Source organism: Collimonas arenae (assembly GCF_000786695.1).
Lineage (GTDB): Bacteria > Pseudomonadota > Gammaproteobacteria > Burkholderiales > Burkholderiaceae_D > Collimonas > Collimonas arenae_A.
This window is the reverse complement of record NZ_CP009962.1, coordinates 4803556-4823660: the sequence shown is the minus strand read 5'-3', so window position 1 is coordinate 4823660 and position 20105 is coordinate 4803556. Positions and strand designations below refer to the sequence as shown.

17 protein-coding genes and 1 pseudogene are annotated in these 20105 nt (G+C 55.1%); 12 read left to right on the top strand and 6 right to left on the bottom strand.

The features are described from left to right. The first annotated feature begins 182 nt into the window (after positions 1–182). The 8 genes from rpsA (at position 183) to cysM (ending at position 8010) form a co-directional block, all read left to right on the top strand. Positions 183–1901, top strand: a complete 1719-nt coding sequence (gene rpsA, locus LT85_RS21250; protein WP_052135383.1) for a 30S ribosomal protein S1 — start codon at positions 183–185, stop codon at positions 1899–1901. Between the two features lie 35 nt (positions 1902–1936). Continuing rightward, complete coding sequence (locus LT85_RS21245; protein WP_038492951.1) at positions 1937–2242, top strand: integration host factor subunit beta; 306 nt, start codon at positions 1937–1939, stop codon at positions 2240–2242. A 221-nt stretch (positions 2243–2463) separates the two neighbouring features. Beyond that, complete coding sequence (locus LT85_RS21240) at positions 2464–2778, top strand: LapA family protein (RefSeq protein ID WP_038492948.1); 315 nt, start codon at positions 2464–2466, stop codon at positions 2776–2778. A 116-nt stretch (positions 2779–2894) separates the two neighbouring features. After that, complete coding sequence (gene lapB / locus LT85_RS21235; RefSeq protein ID WP_038492945.1) at positions 2895–4070, top strand: lipopolysaccharide assembly protein LapB; 1176 nt, start codon at positions 2895–2897, stop codon at positions 4068–4070. Between the two features lie 53 nt (positions 4071–4123). Further along, a complete protein-coding gene (locus tag LT85_RS21230) occupies positions 4124–5506 on the top strand; it encodes a UDP-glucose dehydrogenase family protein (protein ID WP_038492942.1) in 1383 nt (460 codons plus the stop codon). A 17-nt stretch (positions 5507–5523) separates the two neighbouring features. Next, on the top strand, positions 5524–6465 hold the full coding sequence (gene rfaE1, locus LT85_RS21225; RefSeq protein ID WP_052135382.1) for a D-glycero-beta-D-manno-heptose-7-phosphate kinase: 942 nt from the start codon (positions 5524–5526) through the stop codon (positions 6463–6465). 120 nt (positions 6466–6585) lie between these two features. After that, positions 6586–6906, top strand: coding sequence for a ComEA family DNA-binding protein (locus LT85_RS21220; RefSeq protein ID WP_038492939.1), 321 nt, complete (start codon positions 6586–6588; stop codon positions 6904–6906). A gap of 201 nt (positions 6907–7107) precedes the next feature. Continuing rightward, on the top strand, positions 7108–8010 hold the full coding sequence (gene cysM, locus LT85_RS21215; protein ID WP_038492937.1) for a cysteine synthase CysM: 903 nt from the start codon (positions 7108–7110) through the stop codon (positions 8008–8010). Between the two features lie 43 nt (positions 8011–8053). Here the strand turns inward: cysM and LT85_RS21210 are convergent, their stop codons facing one another. Beyond that, positions 8054–8389 (bottom strand): hypothetical protein, encoded by a 336-nt coding sequence (locus LT85_RS21210; protein WP_038492934.1) that lies wholly within the window; start codon positions 8387–8389, stop codon positions 8054–8056. Between the two features lie 377 nt (positions 8390–8766). Beyond that, positions 8767–9363, bottom strand: coding sequence for a DUF1415 domain-containing protein (locus LT85_RS21200; protein WP_038492929.1), 597 nt, complete (start codon positions 9361–9363; stop codon positions 8767–8769). Between the two features lie 187 nt (positions 9364–9550). Between LT85_RS21200 and LT85_RS21195 the strand changes: the two genes are divergently transcribed. Continuing rightward, positions 9551–10087 (top strand): YaeQ family protein, encoded by a 537-nt coding sequence (locus LT85_RS21195; RefSeq protein WP_038492926.1) that lies wholly within the window; start codon positions 9551–9553, stop codon positions 10085–10087. Between the two features lie 33 nt (positions 10088–10120). Here LT85_RS21195 and mltB read toward each other — a convergent pair whose 3' ends face one another. The 4 genes from mltB to LT85_RS21175 are packed head-to-tail and all read right to left on the bottom strand — an operon-like array spanning position 10121 to position 15329. Next, positions 10121–11251, bottom strand: coding sequence for a lytic murein transglycosylase B (gene mltB, locus LT85_RS21190; protein WP_038492923.1), 1131 nt, complete (start codon positions 11249–11251; stop codon positions 10121–10123). Continuing rightward, positions 11242–13389, bottom strand: a complete 2148-nt coding sequence (locus tag LT85_RS21185; RefSeq protein ID WP_081992617.1) for a transglutaminase TgpA family protein — start codon at positions 13387–13389, stop codon at positions 11242–11244. The genes mltB and LT85_RS21185 overlap by 10 nt, the downstream gene beginning before the upstream one ends. Further along, complete coding sequence (locus LT85_RS21180; protein WP_038492920.1) at positions 13386–14387, bottom strand: DUF58 domain-containing protein; 1002 nt, start codon at positions 14385–14387, stop codon at positions 13386–13388. The genes LT85_RS21185 and LT85_RS21180 overlap by 4 nt, the downstream gene beginning before the upstream one ends. A gap of 21 nt (positions 14388–14408) precedes the next feature. Next, positions 14409–15329 (bottom strand): AAA family ATPase, encoded by a 921-nt coding sequence (locus LT85_RS21175; protein ID WP_038492917.1) that lies wholly within the window; start codon positions 15327–15329, stop codon positions 14409–14411. Between the two features lie 200 nt (positions 15330–15529). On the opposite strand from LT85_RS21175, the gene LT85_RS21170 reads away from it, so the two are divergent. The 3 genes and pseudogenes from LT85_RS21170 to LT85_RS27715 form a co-directional block, all read left to right on the top strand. After that, the gene (locus LT85_RS21170; protein ID WP_038492915.1) at positions 15530–16468 is read left to right on the top strand and encodes a histone deacetylase family protein; all 939 of its coding nucleotides are present in this window, start codon (positions 15530–15532) and stop codon (positions 16466–16468) included. Positions 16469–16630: 162 nt separating this feature from the next. Continuing rightward, positions 16631–17566, top strand: coding sequence for a ribosome biogenesis GTPase YlqF (gene ylqF, locus LT85_RS21165; protein ID WP_081992615.1), 936 nt, complete (start codon positions 16631–16633; stop codon positions 17564–17566). A 1331-nt stretch (positions 17567–18897) separates the two neighbouring features. Next, positions 18898–19029: pseudogene (locus LT85_RS27715) on the top strand (ESPR domain-containing protein); the annotation flags it as partial. Positions 19030–20105 lie beyond the last annotated feature (1076 nt).

Sequence of the window (20105 nt, the reverse complement as noted above, 5' to 3'; positions counted from 1 at the left end):
AGCAGTAACATTATTTGTTGTTTTTTTGCAGCACCTTGGTGTCCGGTTTGACGCAAAGTCTGGCCGGACGTTGAAAAACCTAACCCAATATTGACCGCATCTTAGTAAGTACTGCTTTAAGTGGTTTGTTAAAGGTACTTTGCATAGATAAGGCGGCAATACTGTCACAACTAGTCAAAACTATGTCCATCACTGTTCTGTCCCCTGCATCTGCCGGCGCCGATGAATTTGCCGCGCTGTTTGAAGAATCGCTGTCACGTCAAGACATGCGTTCTGGTGAAGTGATTTCTGCTGAAGTCGTGCGCCTTGACCATAACTTCGTTATCGTCAACGCAGGCCTCAAGTCCGAAGCCTTCATTCCAATCGAAGAATTCAAAAATGACAACGGCGAACTCGAAGTAGCTGTCGGCGATTTCATCTCCGTCGCTATCGAATCGCTGGAAAACGGTTTCGGCGACACAATCCTGTCGCGCGACAAGGCCAAGCGTCTGGCATCGTGGCTCTCGCTGGAAAAAGCGATGGAGTCCGGCGAGATCGTTACCGGTACTGTCAATGGCAAGGTCAAGGGCGGCCTGACCGTTCTGACCAACGGCATCCGTGCCTTCCTGCCGGGTTCGCTGGTCGACACCCGTCCGGTCAAGGACACTACGCCGTTCGAAGGCAAGACCATGGAATTCAAGGTCATCAAGCTCGATCGCAAGCGTAACAACGTCGTGTTGTCGCGTCGCGCAGTTATCGAAGCTTCGATGGGCGAAGAGCGCCAGAAGCTGATGGAAACCCTGAAAGAAGGCACCATCGTTACCGGCGTCGTCAAGAACATCACCGACTATGGCGCATTCGTGGACCTGGGCGGCATCGACGGCCTGTTGCACATCACCGACCTGGCATGGCGTCGTGTGCGTCATCCTTCGGAAGTGCTCACAGTCGGTCAAGAGATCACTGCCAAGGTCCTCAAGTACGATCAAGAAAAGAATCGCGTTTCCCTGGGCGTCAAGCAACTGGGCGATGATCCTTGGACCGGTCTGTCACGTCGTTACCCACAAAGCACCCGTCTGTTCGGTAAAGTCACCAACCTCACCGACTACGGCGCATTCGTTGAAGTCGAACAAGGTATCGAAGGCCTGGTCCACGTTTCCGAAATGGATTGGACCAACAAGAACGTGGCGCCAAACAAAGTCGTTCAATTGGGCGATGAAGTTGAAGTCATGGTTCTGGAAATCGACGAAGACCGCCGCCGTATCAGCCTGGGCATGAAGCAATGCAAAGCTAATCCTTGGGACGACTTCGCTGTTACCCACAAGAAGGGCGACAAGGTCAAGGGCGCGATCAAATCGATAACCGACTTCGGCGTGTTCATCGGCCTGGCCGGTAACATCGACGGTCTGGTGCATCTGTCGGATCTGTCCTGGACTGAAACCGGCGAAGAAGCCGTTCGTCGCTTCAAGAAGGGTGACGAGCTGGAAGCCATCGTTCTGGCAATCGATGTTGAGCGTGAGCGCGTTTCCCTGGGCGTCAAGCAACTGGAAGGCGATCCATTCAACAACTTCGCTGCAATGAACGACAAGGGTGCACTGGTTTCCGGTACAGTCAAGTCGGTCGAGCCTAAGGGCGCCGTGATCCAGTTGTCGGATGAAGTTGAAGGCTACCTGCGCGCTTCCGAAATCTCCCGCGATCGCGTGGAAGATGCCGGTACGCACCTGAAGGTCGGCGACACAGTCGAAACCATGGTCATCAACATTGACCGCAAGGCTCGCGGCATCCAGCTGTCGATCAAGGCGAAAGACAATGTTGAAACCCAGGAAGCAATGCAAAAGCTGTCTTCGGCTTCTGACTCCAATGCCGCTTCCGGTACGACTAGCCTGGGCGCGCTGTTGAAGGCCAAGCTCGACAACAAGAACTAAGCAGCAAGTAACATTTAACTGAGCGAGTAAAGCTAATGACAAAGTCGGAGCTGATTGCCCGCTTGGCCGAGCGTTATCCGCAACTGGTAGCCAAGGATGCGGATTACGCGGTGAAAACCATACTCGATGCAATGGCGGATGCTTTGGCAACCGGCCAGCGTATCGAGATTCGTGGATTCGGCAGTTTTGCGCTGAATCGGCGGCCGCCACGGATCGGGCGTAATCCCAAGTCCGGCGACAAAGTGATGGTGCCTGAAAAACGGGTGCCGCATTTCAAGCCTGGCAAGGAATTACGCGAACGAGTCGATGCGATGGTCGGGCAACCGATTCAAGAAGACTGAGTTGTAAAGGCGGAGTTACATTTACGCGCGAGCAAAATCGAAACGGCATCTTCGGATGCCGTTTTTTTTCACGTACAATTTCGCATCATTTAAAGTTATATTGTTTGTGTATTAGGTGAGAATTTGCAAAAATGGCAACAACAAAACCAAGCGACTGCAAATTTATCTGGCTTGACCTTGCTTAAGTTAGCCACCATTACCCAATCACACGGAAAGGCATCATGAAAATCATTTCCAGAATTCTTTCGATCCTGCTGTTTGTCGTATTTTTCGGTTTCGCGCTGCAGAACAAAGGCAACGTCGATCTCCAGTTCTTCCCAGGCACCATCATGCAAGGGCCGCTGGTGTTGTTCCTGCTAGGCTTCTTCGTCTTCGGTGCGATCCTTGGCGTACTGGCGATGGCGCCATCGGTATTCCGTCACCGTCGTAATGCGGCAAAGACTAAAAAAGTCCTGACCTCCATGCAAAAAGAGCAAGAAGCGCAACGACTGGCAGAGGCGCAAGCCCCGCAACCGGACAGCGTCAAGAATATATAATGCCGCTTAGTATCAAATTGGGTGAGCCGCGGTCATTGCGACGGTAACTTCAATTTGCCGGCATTTTCACACTGGGTCTTCGCGAAGATCCCGGTCACGCATAAAGCATAGCCCGTATGGAATTTGAAATTTGGTGGTTACTCGGCATCCCGGTCTTTTTTGGACTAGGCTGGATTGCCGCGCGAGTTGATATTAACCAGTTGATATCTGAGTCTCGCAGTTTGCCTCGGGGCTATTTCAAGGGTTTGAATTTTCTGCTTAACGAGCAACCCGACAAGGCCATCGATGCCTTCATCGAAATCGTCAAGCTCGATCCGGAAACAGCAGAGTTGCATTTCGCGCTCGGCAACCTGTTTCGCCGTCGCGGTGAAACCGAGCGCGCGATCCGGGTGCACCAGAATTTGCTGGCCCGTCCAGACCTGGCGCAGGAACATCGTCTGCACGCTCAATACGAACTTGGTCAAGACTATCTGAAGGCCGGTCTGCTGGACCGTGCCGAAGAGAGCTTCCATTTGCTGGCAGGAAGCCAATACGGAGCGCAGGCCGGACGCGCCTTGTTGGAAATCTACCAGCGCGAGAAAGAGTGGCTGCGCGCCATCGAAGCGGCCCAGACCTTGCAACAGTCCGGGGCTGGCGGGCGGCAGAAGGAGATTGCCCAGTTCTATTGCGAACTGGCGCAGGATGAACTGGTCGACGGCCATCCCGAGCAAGCCATGTCATTGCTGGAGAAAGCGCTGGGCAATGACCGTAACAGTGTGCGCGCCACTATGTTGCTGGGCGATGTGCATTTGGCGCAGGGCGACGTCGAAGCCGCCTTGCACGCCTGGCGCCGGGTGGAGCAGCAAAGCGTGCTGCACGTGGCGCTGGTGGCGCAGCGCCTGATGGATGGCTATCGTGCTGTCGGTCGGCCGCATGAGGGCGTCAACCTGCTGCGCTCCTACCTGGCTGAAGCTTCTTCCATTGATTTGCTGGAAGTAGTGTTCAAGGCAGTGCTGGAGTTGGATGGCGTTGAGGCTACTAATCAACTGGTGGGCGACGAATTGCGACGCACGCCGACTTTGCTGGGCCTGGATAAATTGCTGGAAGCGCGTCTGATGAAAGTAGCGCCGGAAATGCATTCTGAGCTGTCGGTGGTCAAGAACCTGGTGCATGGCTATACCCAGAAGCTGGCGCGCTATCAATGCAGCCATTGCGGGTTCAAGGCGCGCCAGTTCTACTGGCAGTGTCCGGGTTGCAGCCGTTGGGAAACTTACCCGCCGCGTCGTACTGAAGAATTGAACGTAATGAATTAATCCTGCTGACCTGCCATATCCATGGCGGCAGCGCAGCGCATGCTCGGAACAACATGAAAATTACTATTATCGGTACCGGCTATGTCGGTTTGGTTACAGGTGCTTGCTTGGCGGAACTGGGCAACGATGTATTTTGCCTCGATCTCGATCAGGCCAAGATCGCTATGTTGAATGGCGGCGGCATTCCTATTCATGAGCCCGGCCTGGCTGAAATCGTCAGTCGTAACCGCGCTGCCGGACGCCTGCATTTCTCCACCGATATTGCCGCCAGCGTGGCGCACGGTCAGGTACAGTTCATTGCGGTTGGCACGCCGCCGGATGAAGACGGTTCAGCCGACTTGCAATACGTATTGGCGGCAGCTCGTAACATCGGTAAATACATGACCGGCTTCAAGGTCATCGTCGACAAATCGACCGTACCGGTCGGGACCGCAGACAGGGTTAGCACGGCGATTCGGGAAGAGTTGGATGCGCGCAAGCCGGCCGGCGCGGCGATCCAGTTTTCCGTTGTCTCCAATCCGGAATTCCTGAAAGAAGGCGCCGCCGTTGACGATTTCATGCGGCCCGACCGCATCGTCATCGGCTGCGACGAGAGCGCCTCCGGCCAGCAGGCGCAGGCGCTCATGAAGCAGCTGTACCTGCCATTCAACCGTAATCACGAACGCACCTTCTGGATGGATGTGCGCTCCGCCGAATTCACCAAATATGCAGCGAACGCCATGCTGGCGACCCGCATCTCGTTCATGAACGAATTGGCCAACCTCGCTGACAAGGTGGGTGCTGATATTGAAGCGGTACGCCACGGCATTGGCTCGGATCCGCGTATCGGCTATAGCTTCCTGTATGCTGGCTGCGGCTACGGCGGCTCCTGCTTTCCGAAGGATGTGCAAGCGCTGGAACGCACCGCACGCGCCTATGGTCAGGAACTGCATATCCTGCGCGCCGTGGAGCAGGTCAACAATAATCAGAAGCATGTGCTGGGACAAAAAATCAGCGAGCGTTTCGGCGCCGATCTGAGCGGCAAGCATTTTGCCTTGTGGGGCCTGGCGTTCAAGCCGAATACCGACGACATGCGCGAAGCATCATCGCGTGTGCTGCTGGACGAATTGATCGGCCGCGGCGCCACAGTGGCGGTGCACGACCCCGTGGCCATGACCGAAGCCAAGCGTGTGCTGGCGCTCGATCTTGCCGCCACGCCTGGCGCCTTTGAGCGCATCCGTTTTTGCGACAACCAGACCGATGCACTGAATAATGCAGATGCTTTGCTGATTGTGACGGAATGGAAGACCTTCCGCAGTCCAGACTTTGAGCAAGTCAAAACACTGCTCAAGGCGCCGATCGTGTTCGATGGCCGCAATTTGTATGAGCCTGAAGTGATGGGCGAGCTGGGTTTCGAATATCACGGCATTGGCCGCTCGGCGCTGGTGCGTAAATAAGGCGCGTGGATAAGATCATGACCAAGCAAAGCTATACATTGCCAGCTTCCTTCAAGCATGTGCAGATTCTGGTGGTCGGCGATGTGATGCTGGACCGTTACTGGTTCGGCGAGGTTAGTCGCATATCGCCTGAAGCACCGGTGCCGATCGTGCGCGTTGAAAAGCGCGAAGAACGACTGGGCGGCGCCGCCAACGTCGCACGCAATATTGCTACCCTGGGTGGCAGTTCGGGCTTGCTGGGTGTGGTTGGCCAGGATGAAGCCGGTGACACCGTCGATGGCATGCTGGAAGAAATGGGCGTCGATAGTTTCCTCACGCGCGACCCGACCATCTCCACCATCATCAAGCTGCGCGTGATCGGTCGCCAGCAGCAATTGCTGCGTATCGATTTCGAGGAAGCGCCGACCGATGCCGTCTTGCGCGACAAGCTGACCCGCTTCAATGCCTTGTTGCCGCAGTATCCGGTGGTGGTATTGTCCGACTACGCCAAAGGCAGCCTGGTCAATGTCGCGGAAATGATCGCCGCCGCCAAGCTGGCTGGCAAATGCATCCTGGTCGATCCCAAAGGCGACGATTTCTCGCGCTACACGGGAGCCAGCGTCTTGACGCCTAACAAGTCGGAGATGAAGCATATCGTCGGTAACTGGAAGAATGAAGAAGAGCTGACTGTCAAAGCACAAAATCTGCGCGAATCGCTGCAGCTCGAAGCCTTGTTGCTGACCCGTTCGGAAGAGGGCATGAGCTTGTACACGGCGAAGGAAATCACGCATTTCCCGGCGATGGCGCGTGAGGTGTATGACGTTTCCGGCGCCGGCGATACCGTGATTGCGACGCTGGCGCTGATGCTCGGCGCAGGATTGCCGATTGCCGACGCTGTTGCATTGGCCAATCGCGCAGGTGGCATTGTGGTCGGTAAGCTGGGTACGGCGACGGTCAGCCGCGAAGAATTATTTGGTTAAGTAAATTCTCGTTTATGGTGTAAATGTCAATTTCTCGTGTTGTCATGACTATAATTAATCAGACGTTTTCGCGTCTGATTGATCTTTTCAGTGACATCACATTTATGGGAGATAGACGAAATGCTGAAAAAACTATTGCTGGTATTTTGCATGCTGATGGCCTCGGCCAGCTTTGCTCAAGTTGACGTTAACAAGGGCGACCAGGCGGCTTTGGAGAGCGTCAAAGGTATAGGTTCGGCCACGGCGAAGCGGGTTCTTGATGAGCGCACCAAAGGCGGCAATTTCAAGGACTGGGGCGACTTTGAAAGCCGTGTCAAGGGCATCGGCGAGAAGAACTCTGTCAAGCTGTCGCAAGCCGGTTTGCTGGTGAATGGCAAGGCCAAAGGCGATACAGCGCCGCCGGCCAAGACGGGCGTAAAGGCCGTGGCCAAGTCCAAGTAGCGGCGCCAGACTGGCCATTCCCCCGGGCCGCACAGCGCAATTGCTGCTTATGCAGGCTCGTTGCGGCTCCCGGGGGCTTTCTCCTCCTCCGGCAGAATGCGTTGTTATCCAGCGCCGCCGGCTGCGCTTTGTCAGGCTTTCATACGCGTAATAAAGTCTCATATTAAAATGAGCTCTTTGCACAAGACGCCTGATTACACTATGCCTTATCTGACTATCGAAGACACCATCGGCAATACCCCTCTGGTACAACTCAAACGCATTCCCGGCAGCGATGCCGAACAGCGCAATAATGTAATCTTGGGCAAGATGGAAGGCAATAATCCCGCCGGTTCCGTGAAAGACCGGCCGGCCTTGTCGATGATCAAGCATGCCGAAATGCGCGGGCAGATCAAGCCCGGCGATACCTTGATCGAAGCCACCAGCGGTAATACCGGCATCGCTCTGGCGATGGTGGCTGCCATGCGCGGCTACAAGATGGTGCTGCTCATGCCGGAAAATCTGAGTGAAGAACGACGTCAGAGCATGGCAGCGTATGGTGCCAAGATCATCTTGACGCCAAAGACCGGCGGCATGGAATATGCCCGCGACCTGGCCGAAAAAATGCAGAAAGATGGTGAGGGCCTGATCCTGGATCAGTTTGCCAATCCTGACAACCCGTTGGCTCATTACGAAACCACCGGCCCGGAAATCTGGCGCGATACCGAAGGACGGATTACCCATTTCGTCAGCGCCATGGGTACCACTGGCACCATCATGGGTGTTTCCACCTACCTCAAGGAACAGAACCCGGCGATCCGCATCATCGGTGCGCAGCCGGAAGAAGGCTCGCAAATTCCTGGCATCCGTAAATGGCCGGAAGCGTATTTGCCAAAAATATTCGATCATTCGAAGGTTGACCAGACGGAAACGGTCAGTCAGGCGGCGTCAGAGCATATGGCGCGCAGGCTGGCGAGTGAAGAGGGGATTTTCTGCGGGATATCCGCAGCGGGGGCTTGCGAAGTGGCGTTGCGGATTTCACAGCAAGTAGAAAACGCGACGATTGTTTTTGTCGTCTGCGATCGCGGCGACCGCTATTTATCTACCGGCGTTTTCCCTGCCTAAAGCAACTGCGAACAGCGCTTTAGACAGGGGAGCCTGAGGCCGATTACTTCAGTTTTTCGGCTTCGATCTTGCTCTTTGGCTTGAATTGCTTGTCGCTGATACGGAATTTTTCCCGGCGGTCACCCATCAAGGCGCGCAGTTCACGAATCGTCAGATCGCTGACTTCGTGCATGCGAATCAACAGCGATGCGCCAACCGGCAAACGACGGTGGCGGATTTTGCTGATGACCGGTGGCGCCACCTCAAGTGAGCGCGACAGGGCCGCATCGTTTTTCAAATGCAACTTGTCGATGAGCGAATCCAGCAAGTGATTTGGATCATACGTCACTTGTTCATCAAGCTTGTTGCTGGTTGGTGCGTCTGGAGTAGTGTTAGTCATAATCAATTGTTTCCGTTTATCCTAGTTGATATATGGGAAGTGGTTGTGCAATATGTACAAAACTATTACCAAGTGCACCTCCCAGTTTTTGTTGGCAATTTTATAATTGCCGTATTTTATACTGATTTTGAGCACATTTTTATCATAAAGAAACTCCCTATTTATTTCTTCATGGAACTACTGATACAGCTTGGTACATTGCACAGCGTGTTGTACGTTCGGTTAGTAACAAACAAGGTACCTTTGTTTAGTGACCAAATATACAAATAAGTTGCACAAGCTCAATTTAAAATTTTCTTGTTACGATGTCTATTACTATTTGGTAACTTTCAGTAAAAAACCGCGAAAAATACCATTTTTGCAACATCAAGTAATAATCAAAGCATCGATTCAGGCTTGTTTGCGTCTCCCCTCATTATTTTTTGCCAGCCGTCCAATCCAAGCTGATGCAGGGTTTGCATATTTTTGTTGAATATTTCCGATGCATCCGGGAAGGCATCGACCGCACGCTCCACGCTGATTTCTCGTAACAGATGTAAAGTCGGGTAGGGCGCGCGATTGGTGTAGTTGCTGATGTCGTCGATGTCGGTATCGGCAAACTGATATTCGGGATGAAAGCTGGCTACCTGAATCTCGCCGGCCAGATCAAGTTCTTCGACTGCGGCATCGGCGACATCCAGAAAGTCGTTGTAGTCGAGGAAGTTGCGCAGGACATCAGGATGGATCAGCAAGGTGGTGTCGACCTTTTCGGGATCGGCTTCCTGCAAGAATTCCAGCTCTCGGATCAGGTCCGCGACCAGTTCTTCGGGTGTCTGCGCATTGCTGACGACATAGCGGATCTGGTCCTTGATAAAAACAGCCTTGGCAAACGGGCACAAATTGAGCCCGATCACAGCGCGCTCCAACCACACCTTGGTGTGAGCGATTACTTCGTCGGTGAATGCCTTATCAGCTGATGAGGAAGCAGTTTTCATTGATTATGTAATAACGTTTGCAAAAAAATTTAAACAAATATAGGGACGAGTGCCGCAGCATCAAGCCCTGCCAGTGGAGCCGTACCGGTGGTCATTTTGTTTTCCGTACCGGGAAATCGGGTTATTCTTCCGATCCCGTGACTGCAACACGCCGGGTTTGATTCATCTTTATATAACAATAGGCGTTATGGCCCTTAAAGCAACTATTTTCAAAGCCGATCTGCAAATTGCAGATATGGACCGTCATTATTATCAGGAACACGCGTTGACTTTGGCCCGTCATCCGTCGGAAACCGATGAGCGCATGATGGTGCGCCTGCTGGCATTTGCTCTCCACGCATCCCCCGCCCTGGTATTCGGCAAAGGCTTATCGGATGCGGAAGAACCGGATTTATGGGCCAAGGACCTGACCGGCGCTATCGATCTCTGGATTGAAGTCGGGCAGCCGGATGAAAAACGCATCCTCAAAGCGTGCGGCCGTGCAGCGCAGGTGATCGTGTACAGCTATAGCAGCACCAGCCATATCTGGTGGAGTCAGATTGCCAGCAAGGTGGCGCGCGCGCGCAACCTGACTGTCATCAATATCGCCGCCGCCAGCAGCGAGGCGCTGACCCGCTTCGCTCAGCGCAACATGCAGCTTCAATGCACTATCCAGGACGCGCAGATCTGGCTGACAGCCAATGACCAGACCGTGGAAGTCGAACTGGCAGTCAGCAATCCCTGACGGCTTGCGGTTGTCAGCGCCGCTAGTCCGTTATTACTGCTCGCGGGCTACTCTGACCGCACGTCCGAGGTCGACCACCGACATCGCGTAAAAGAAACTGCGATTGTATTGCGTGATGGCGTAGAAATTATCGGTGCCGATCCAATACTCGGCGGGATTTTGGCCATTCTGCAGGTCGATCAGGCCGAACCGCATGTCGTTCGGCAGGACTACGCCCGGCACCACGCCGGCCGCCGTCAGTTCATCCACCGAATACTTCGCTTCCAGGCCTCGGCCGATAAATGCCTGCCAGCGGTTCTCCGCACTGGTGTCCGTCGACAAAGTTACCGGAAACACGATCGGCATACCGGTTTTCCAACCATGCTCGGCCAGATAATGGGCTACGCTGCCAATCGCATCGATCGGAGAATTGCGCAGATCGATCACACCCTTGCCATCAAAATCCACGCCGTATTGCCGGATGCTGCTCGGCATGAACTGCGGCCAGCCGATTGCGCCGGCATATGAACCTAGCAGGGTAAACGGATCGATCCCCGATTCCTTGGCATACAGCAGCGTGCTTTCCAGTTCGCCGCGGAAAAAAGCCATGCGCGCTTCACGTGTCGGTGTGTTCGGGTAGTCGAATGCTAGCGTGGTAATGGCATCCATCACTCTGAAACTGCCGACGTTGCGGCCATACACCGTTTCTACGCCGATAATGCCGACGATAATTTCAGCCGGCACGCCGTATTGCGCTTCGGCGCGGCGTAAGGCGTCGGCATAAGTATTCCAGAACTCCACGCCAGCCTGGATACGCACCGGTTCGACAAAGCGTGCGCGGTAGGCTGCCCAGTTTTTCGGCTTGCTGGCCGGCGCCGGCTTCATCAACTGGATCGCGCTGTCGACGTAACGCACCTTGTTAAACATGGTGACCAGTTCAGCACGATCGAAACCATGTTTCTCGACCATCTGGTCGATGAAGGCGGAAACCTCTTTCCATTCGGCGAAATTGGCGAACTCGCCGTCGTCGGCATTGTTCATGGCCTTGCGTACGCTAGCTTTGGCTGCGGTGGTCTTGACAGCGGTGCTTTGCTGCGCCAACAGGTTGGGACTGGCGGCGACCGCCACTGCCAAGACGCACAGCTGGGCGGCAGTAAGGGCGCGGAGAGTTGATTTCATCGACATTGAGAGAGCAGTAATTTTAGTTGAGCAATTAAAGGCGCCGGTGGCTTGTGGTCAGTTCCATGTGCCGCGCTTGATTCGGCGCCATATTGCAGGTTTTCGTACAATGCCATAAAGCGCTGTACCGCTATTTTGGCGGCAGGCGACAACGGCGAATCGCTGGCGCACAGACGGCGACCATAAGTCGTTGGACCTTCATGCTTGTTCCGCGACAGGCCACGCCTCGCCATCTGGGCGCACAGCGCGGAGTATACCGTATCGAGCGGCTTGCTCTTGCTGCGCGCCAGCAGCAAAGGCAGCGTCACACTGGCGACGGCCACTGTGATGATGGCGAGCATCAGGATGCTTAGGGTGCGCCAGTCCATTTCGTCCAAGCCCAGCCAATGCATGAAGCCCATTTGCCTGGCCGGCGTGTAATTGAGCACCCACTGGTTCCAGCCATTGCCCAGCGCCTCCCAATTGGCGCGCAACAGAGCGACGCCACCGCTCAGGGCCGACCACCAATTGCTCTGACCGGGAGCTGCATCGAGCAGACCGCCAAAGAAAGAGCGGGGTAACACATTGCTGAGCTGGGTTTCGATCCGGTTCGGCGCTACCGCCGCGGTAGGATCGGCCCTGACCCAGCCGCGCGGCGGCAGCCAGACCTCGGCCCAGGCGTGGGCATCGGATTGGCGGACGGTCATCATGTCGTCGACCGGATTGATTTCACCACCCTGGTAACCGGTCACTACGCGCGCCGGAATTCCGGCGGCGCGCATCAGCACCACGAAGGAGCTTGCATAGTGTTCGCAAAAACCGGCGCGGCTGGAAAACAGGAAGTCGTCAACGCTATTCTTGCCCAGCAAAGGTGGTTCCAAGGTGTAGCTGAAATTTTCGCGGTGGAAGAAGTTCAGGACCGAGTTCACCAGCGCCGCGTCATCCGGCCATTTTTTGCGCAAGCTCGCGGCAAATTCCTGGGTCCTGGGATTGAAGCCGGGCGGCAGCGCCAGCGACCGCTGTTGCTCATTCGTCGTGAATTCTGTCGCAGGTACCGGGCCGAGGTTGGATACGACATCGTATCGCACGCGTTCATTGATGATCCGTTCGGCGCGAATCTGGTGATCCGCTGTCAGTCGTGTCTGGGCGCCATCGAGGAGCGGCGCCAGTTGCGGCGTTTCCAGCGCAAACAGCCAGCGCTGGCCATTCGGTTCCAGTGTGATTTGCTGGTGCGCTAATAAGCCACTTGGGTTGGACGCGGCGGGCATGGAGACTTGCTGCATGTGTTCAGTCGTGTCGATCGCAGCGCGGCTGAACCTTCCCTGGGTCCAGGTGCGGCCATCGAAATCATTCAAGACCACGCCACGCCAGTAGCGTTTAGCGGGCGCGGGCGCCGCTTCGGCAAATTTGACGCGGAAAGCGATATCGTCGGATAAAGCCAGTTGCGAGATATTTCCCGGCGTCATGCTGTCGGACAAGCCCGTGCGGCCGCCGTGGGCATCGCCGGGCAATCCCCACAGCGGTCCCTGAATCCGTGGAAACACCAGGAACAGGACCAACGTCAGCGGCAACGCCATGGCGAGTATCACGCCCCCCAGCCGCAGCCGTTGTCTGAGCGGCGGTACGGCGCCGGTGTACTGGAACGATAACTGCGCAGTCAGCAGCAGCGCCAGCGTAGCGATCATCCAGATTAGCGACAAAATCGATTGCGAATAGAAGAAGGTAGTGAGCAGCAGAAAGAAGCTCAGCAACAGCGTCACGAACAGATCGCGGCGGGCACGCATTTCCAAGAGCTTGAAAGTCAGGAGCAGCGTCAGCATGGCGACCCCTGCATCACGCCCGAACCAGGTACCGTAATCCAGACGGACTGCACCCATGACTAGCGCCGCCAGCGGCAGCAATAGCCACATCGGCGGCAACCGTTGGCCGCGCAAGGTGATCCAGGCACGCCATAACAACAGGCCGCCACAGAGTAACGAAATCCACCAGGACAAATGCAGGAAATGCGGCAGCAACACCATGCTGCAAGCGCCGAGCAGCAGCAGGGTATCGCTCTTGTCGCGCGGCAGCGTCTTCATATAGGTACTGGAAATGCGGAATAGCGGCTTGCTTTCCAGCTCGGTCCTGAGCTGGTGCAGGGTGGCGGCGGTGGGCGCTGGCTTCATGTCCTGCCCTCATACAAAGCCAGCGCGCGCAGGCAGGCGCGCTGGTGTGCCGGTCCCAGCGCGGCGGCGTAGAAATGATCGCCGAGGCGGAAGGCATACGGCAGCTGGCGCGCTTCAGCTTCCAGTATCCAGCGCGTCATGCGCGAGAGTTTATCTTCAACCGTCATCCCATATGGCAGCGCTGCATAGTCAATCGACAAGTCGCTGACCGCACCGCCTTCGAATTGCTTGGTGATCAGCTTAGGATCGATGTCGGTATCCAGCCTGGCGATCTGACGCCAGGCCAGATGCTTGGGCGAGTCGCCGCTCTGGTAAGAGCGGATGCCGGCAAAATCCTGGTGGCCGGCGACGCCATTGCCATCGCTTTTCTCGATTGGCGCCAGCGGCAACGGTGGTGTCGATATCGACGCTTCAGGCTGCGGGTAAACCAGCGCCTTGCTGTCCGGCTGCCAGTAACTCCAGGCGCGCAGCAGGCCAAGCGGAAAACGGGTTTGCAAACGTATTCTTGGTGCCGGCTGCCAGCCGCGATGGCTGGTGGTCACCGCCAGCGTCAGATGGCTGACGCCATGCGCCGGCACATCCATCGGCCGTTCGATGGCCGGCAAGCCACGGCCGATGAAGCCGAGCCAGATGGCGTAGCGCGCATGCTTGCGGCGATTGCTAAGATGGAGTTCGAACAGCGCATCTTCGCCCGCAAAAACAGCTGCAGCCTTTCCTGCCGCCAGTTGCAGATAGGCCAGGTTGCGGAAGGTCAGATGCATGTCGATGACTGCGCATGCCGCCAGCAGGAAGGTCAGGCCAAAGCCGAGACTCAGGTTGTAGTTGATGGAGCACAAAAACAGCAGCACCAGCATGAAGGCAAAAGCCAGGCCCGGCCGGCTTGGTACGATGAATACGCGGCGCTGGGTGAGCAGCACTTCGCCCGGTTCGGCATCGCGCAGCTGGAACAAGGACTGGTCCAGCCAGTGGCGGAATTGCTTGCGCAGGGACGTCAGCATGGCAACGCGAGCGCTCTGCTGTTAAACCGCAACCGACTTCATCAGTTGCAATACCAGGTCGCGCACGCCCAAGGCACTGCCGGTATGGGCTTTGAGCGGACGCAGGCGATGCGCAGTCACCGGCACCAGCACGGCCTGGACATCTTCTGGAATGACGTGATTGCGTCCCTCCATCGCGGCCCAGGCACGAGCCGCCTGCAACAGCGCGATGGCGGCGCGCGGGCTCATGCCTTCGGCAAACAGGCCAGTCTGGCGCGAGGCATGAGCCAGTGCCTGGACATAATCGATCAGTGCACTGGACGTATGGATCAGTTTCAGCGCCTGCCTGGCTTCGATCAGCTCAGCGGCTTGCATCACCGGGACAATCGCTTTGAGCAAGGTGCGGCGGTCTTCACCCATGAGTAGCGCCCGTTCGGCGGCGGCATCCGGATAGCCTAGCGACAGACACATCAGGAAGCGATCCAGTTGCGATTCCGGCAACGCGAAAGTGCCGACCTGGTGCGCCGGGTTCTGGGTGGCGATGACGAAGAACGGTTCCGGCAAGTCGCGTGTTACGCCTTCCGCGGTGACCTGGCGCTCTTCCATCGCCTCCAGCAATGCCGATTGGGTTTTAGGTGTGGCCCGGTTGATTTCGTCGGCTAGTAGCACCTGAGTGAATACCGGCCCCGGATGAAACACAAAGCCGCTTTTTTCACGGTCGAAAACGGAAATTCCGACTACATCCGCCGGCAGCAGATCGCTGGTAAATTGCAGGCGATTGAAGCGCAAGCCCAGGGAAATCGCCAGCGCATGCGCCAGCGTGGTCTTGCCGACGCCTGGCACGTCCTCGATCAATAAATGTCCGCCAGCCAGCAGACATACCAATGCCTGGCGGATCTGATGGTCCTTGCCGACGACGATCTGACTGACCTGCTGCGCTACTGAGTGGATTTTTGCGAACATGGATTTGTTTGATAAGGGTGCGATTCCGGAGAGAGAATCATACAAACTTCCCCTGAGTTAACCTAGTTTCTTTGAGAAAATATTATTAAGCTTGATCCGGAGTGCAGAAATGCAGTCCGCGTCATTTCGCACAACCCAAACCAAGGTTGCACCCCCGTGTACACTAGCACTATATCCAGCATGACTTTTGGCGAGATCAATTGACTACTGCTTTCTATACGCATCCCGATTGCAAGCTGCACGACATGGGTGTCGGCCATCCGGAATCGCCATCAAGACTGCAGGCGATTGAAGACCAGCTGATCACCAGTCGTATCGACCAGTTGCTGGATCATCGCAGTGCGCCGCTGGCGCAGGAAAGCGACCTGGTGAGGGTGCATAGCGCGGCGATGATCGCGCGGGTGCGGCAGCATAGCCAGGCCCTGGCCGGTACGGCAGTTACCTTTCAGCTTGATCCGGACACCGCGGTCAATGCGCATAGCTGGCAAGCAGCCTTGCGCGCAGCCGGCGCGGCACTGGCCGCCACCGACGCTGTCATTGCGGGAGAGATCGACAACGCTTTCTGTTCAGTCCGCCCGCCGGGGCATCACGCCACATCCACCGTATCAATGGGATTTTGCCTGTTCAACAACGTCGCCCTGGCCGCTCGCCATGCGATGGAGGTGCACGGGTTGGAACGGGTCGCCATCGTTGATTTCGATGTCCACCACGGCAATGGCACCGAAGAGATTTTTGCGCAGGATCCGCGGGTGCTGATGGTGAGTTTCTTCCAGCACCCGTTTTATCCGTACTGCGGCGCCGAGGCGACCGGCAGTAATGCGGTCAACATTCCCTTACCCGCTTATAGCGACGGGAAGGCAGTGCGGCAGCTGGCGACCGAGCACTGGCTGCCAGCCCTGGTGGCGCACCGGCCGCAAATGATTTTTGTATCCGCCGGTTTCGACGCGCACAAAGAAGATGACATGGCGCAGATGGGTTTGGTCGAAGCTGACTACACTTGGCTTACGCGACAAATAATGGCGGTCGCGGCAGAGCACGCACAAGGCCGGATTGTCAGCTGCCTGGAGGGTGGCTACGACCTTTCCGCTCTGGGGCGTAGCGTGGTCGCACACATGAAAGTGCTGGCCGAACTGGAGTAATGGGCCGGCAAGCGAATTGCCTTTGGGTAATGTAGCCGGTGGTCGGCCTCGTAAAAAGGCGATCTGTGCCGTCGCTTCATACAACGCAAGCGACTCCGGGTTGAGGTAGAAGCAGAATAAGTCCGTACAATAGCGGTTTATTTTAGCCAGACAAGACAACGCATGTCCATACAATGGTTCCCAGGTCATATGAACGCCGCCCGCAAGAAGGCGGCGGAAGCTATGGAGAAGGTCGATCTCGTGATCGAAGTGCTGGACGGTCGCTTGCCGCAAGCCAGTTGCAATCCCATGATCGAACAGCTGCGCGTGTTTCGCCAGCGCCCTTGCCTGAAAATCCTCAACAAGAGCGATCTCGCCGATCCTGTCGCTACTCAGGCCTGGATTAATTTTTACAACGCCCAAAAAGACGTGCATGCCGTGGCACTGAGCTGCAAGAAGCCGTCGGATGTCGCCAAGATCCCGGGTTTGTGCCTGGCGCTGGCGCCGCACCGCGGCACGCCGCTGAAGCCCTTGCGCATGATGATCATGGGCATTCCCAACGTCGGCAAGTCGACCTTGATGAATGCACTGCTGAAGCGGCGCGTGGCAGCCGTCGGCGACGAACCGGCAGTAACCAAGGTGCAGCAGCGCCTGTACCTGGGCAACAATATGGTCCTGATCGATACTCCCGGTATGTTGTGGCCCAAGATCGCTCATCCGAGCGACGGCCTGATGCTGGCGGCCAGCCACGCCATCGGCAGCAACGCGTTGATCGAGGAAGAGGTTGCGACATTCTTGGCCGATGAATTATTGCTGCGCTATGCGCCGTTGCTGACAGCGCGTTATGGCATCAAGACCGAAGGTATCGACGGCGTCAGCGTTATCGAAGGCGTGGCGCTGCGTCGTGGTTTCCGCCTCAAAGGCGGCGACCTAGATCTGGAGAAAGCCGCCCACACTCTGCTGCAAGATTACCGTACGGGCGCGATTGGCCGCATCAGTTTGGAGACCCCGCAAACACGCGCGGCATTGCTGGCCCTTTATCAGGAGGAAATAGCAAGGCGCCAGGCGGAAGCAGAAGCTGAAAAAGCCGAGCGGGATGAACAGGACAACAACCGATAAAACATCTTGACCGAGCTGAAACCCGCAATGACGACGTTATTGCGGGTTTTTTATTGTCCGCGCCAGACTCATTCGCAGTTGTCGAGTTATCAATCAACGTAACATTTCCCCTTCCTTTGGCAGCGCTGGAATATCGCGTGGCCAAGGCCTTCTTTCATCAGCTCGTCGCTGTCTCAACTGCAGCCTGCCACCGATAAATGGCCGCACCAATATCCAGACAATGATGGATCTTTACGGCACGCGGTTGAAGTTCAAGCTAGACGATACGCCATCTGTCAGGTGCTATCGATCGTGTTGCAGCATCGTTTGTTACATCCATGGTAATAAACTGCCCAATTTCGATTAATTCCCTCCAGGAAACATATTTATCATTTCCAAAAAGAAATAAGCGACCTTTTTATTTCCTCATAGCATGTTTAATTTTCAAATCAGTCAACTATTTTTTGCTGAGAAGCTTTCCTTGTGGAAATTATTTGTTTTAGATATTTTAATTTCATATAACTAAAATTTATCATTATAAATAATGACTTATAGATTTTTTTAGAAAAAAATACGATCAATTCTAAGTGCGATAACCCATCTTTCTCATTTTTTTCAATAGTCATATATGAATAAATTTGTTGTTTATTGGCGACTTTGGGGAACTTATTTAGATGACATAAATATTAATTGAAATTAACATTTGGCACTTCCCAGAAATCATGAGTTTGGACATTTATTGATGTTCAAATTGGAATGTTGGCGAACTGTCGAGACGATTCGGATTCAGCGAATGCCTCGTGACCCGGAATATCTCCACTTCAGCAAAACGCCAAAATAAATTCAAGGCAGTGCTGGTGTGGATTCGGTAGTACTTAAGCAGCAAATTGGTCTGTAAAAAGAATTTAAGGCATCAACAAATGTTACTTAAAGTCCAATATTGTTACTTTGAGTAAAGCGCGAAAAGCGGCACCAAATTCCGCCTGTCTTACAAGTTATCTGAGCGTCAAATTTTCGATCAGTCTCTGAATCAAGCAGCCAGGCTGTCTGAGCCTCCGCTTTCTGATGTGATGAGGTTGAATTTTTTGTGGTCGTGGAAGCAACAAATTCCAGGGTAAAGAGATGCATGAATTTCACAAAATAAGTTTTTTCAAAATCTCGCTTACAAGCGTCGAAATAGTTGCGGCAGGTTCGCGCCATCGTGCCGGAGGCTAAATGACACCTGCCGGCCATCCATTTAGCAGTCTTTAGTAGTGCTTCATTTTCAGTGTCCCCATTTCCATGTGATCTCGCTTGTTCGATCAGTCTGATCTGGTGCAGCAAGCCGCAGTGACTTTTGCTTAGAGCCATTCATGAATAAAATTTACCGCACCGTATATAGCGAAACCCTTGGTACCTGGGTTGCTGTCTCTGAAAATACCGCTGCTCGCGGCAAGCGTAGCAATTCGGCGGCGGTTGCGGTATTGGCAACGGCCGCTGCCGTTGCGCAGTTATTTATGTTTGCGCCAGAGAATGCATCTGCACAGACCCTGCCAGAAGCTGTGTGTACTGCAGGCAGTGGGGGAAGCTTGTATAACGGCTCTTCTACGTGCGTCAACTATATTAACAACACTAGGTTTTACCTTACTAGTTTGTCGACTTTGACTTCGACCGGTATCAGTACGAATGCCAGCAACATTGGTTCGCTCTCGACAGGCTTGAGCACGACCAATAGCAACGTGACGTCCTTGTCGACGTCGGCCTCGACCGGTATCACTTCGCTGTCGACCGGTTTGAGTACGACCAACAGCAATGCGACGTCCTTGTCTACATCTGCCTCGACCGGTATCACTTCGTTGTCAACTGGCCTGAGCACGACCAATAGCAATGTGACTTCGTTATCTACCTCGGCCTCGACTGGCATCACTTCGTTGTCCACTGGCTTGAGTACCACCAATAGCAACGTGACGTCCTTGTCGACCTCGACCTCGACCGGTATCACATCGCTGTCGACTGGCCTAAGCACGACCAATAGCAACGTGACTTCGTTGTCGACCTCAGCGTCGACCGGTATCACTTCGCTGTCGGCGGGCCTGAGCACGACCAATAGCAACGTGACTTCGTTGTCGACATCAACCTCGACCGGCATCACTTCGTTGTCAACCGGTCTGAGCACGACCAACAGCAACGTGACGTCCTTGTCGACGTCGGCCTCGACCGGTATCACTTCGCTGTCGACTGGCCTGAGCACCGCGAACAGCAACGTGACATCGCTGTCGACTTCGACATCAACAGGGATTAGCACCAACGCCAGCAGAATCGGTTCGCTGTCGACATCAGCGTCGACCGGCATCACTTCGCTATCGACCTCGGCCTCGACTGGTATCACTTCGTTGTCGACCGGCCTGAGCACGACCAATAGCAATGTGACGTCGTTGTCGACTTCTGCCTCGACCAGCATTACTTCGCTGTCGACTGGTTTAAGCACAACGAACAGCAACGTGACGTCGCTCTCTACTTCAACTTCGACCGGGATTAGCACCAACGCCAGCAACATCGGCTCATTGTCGACTGGCCTGAG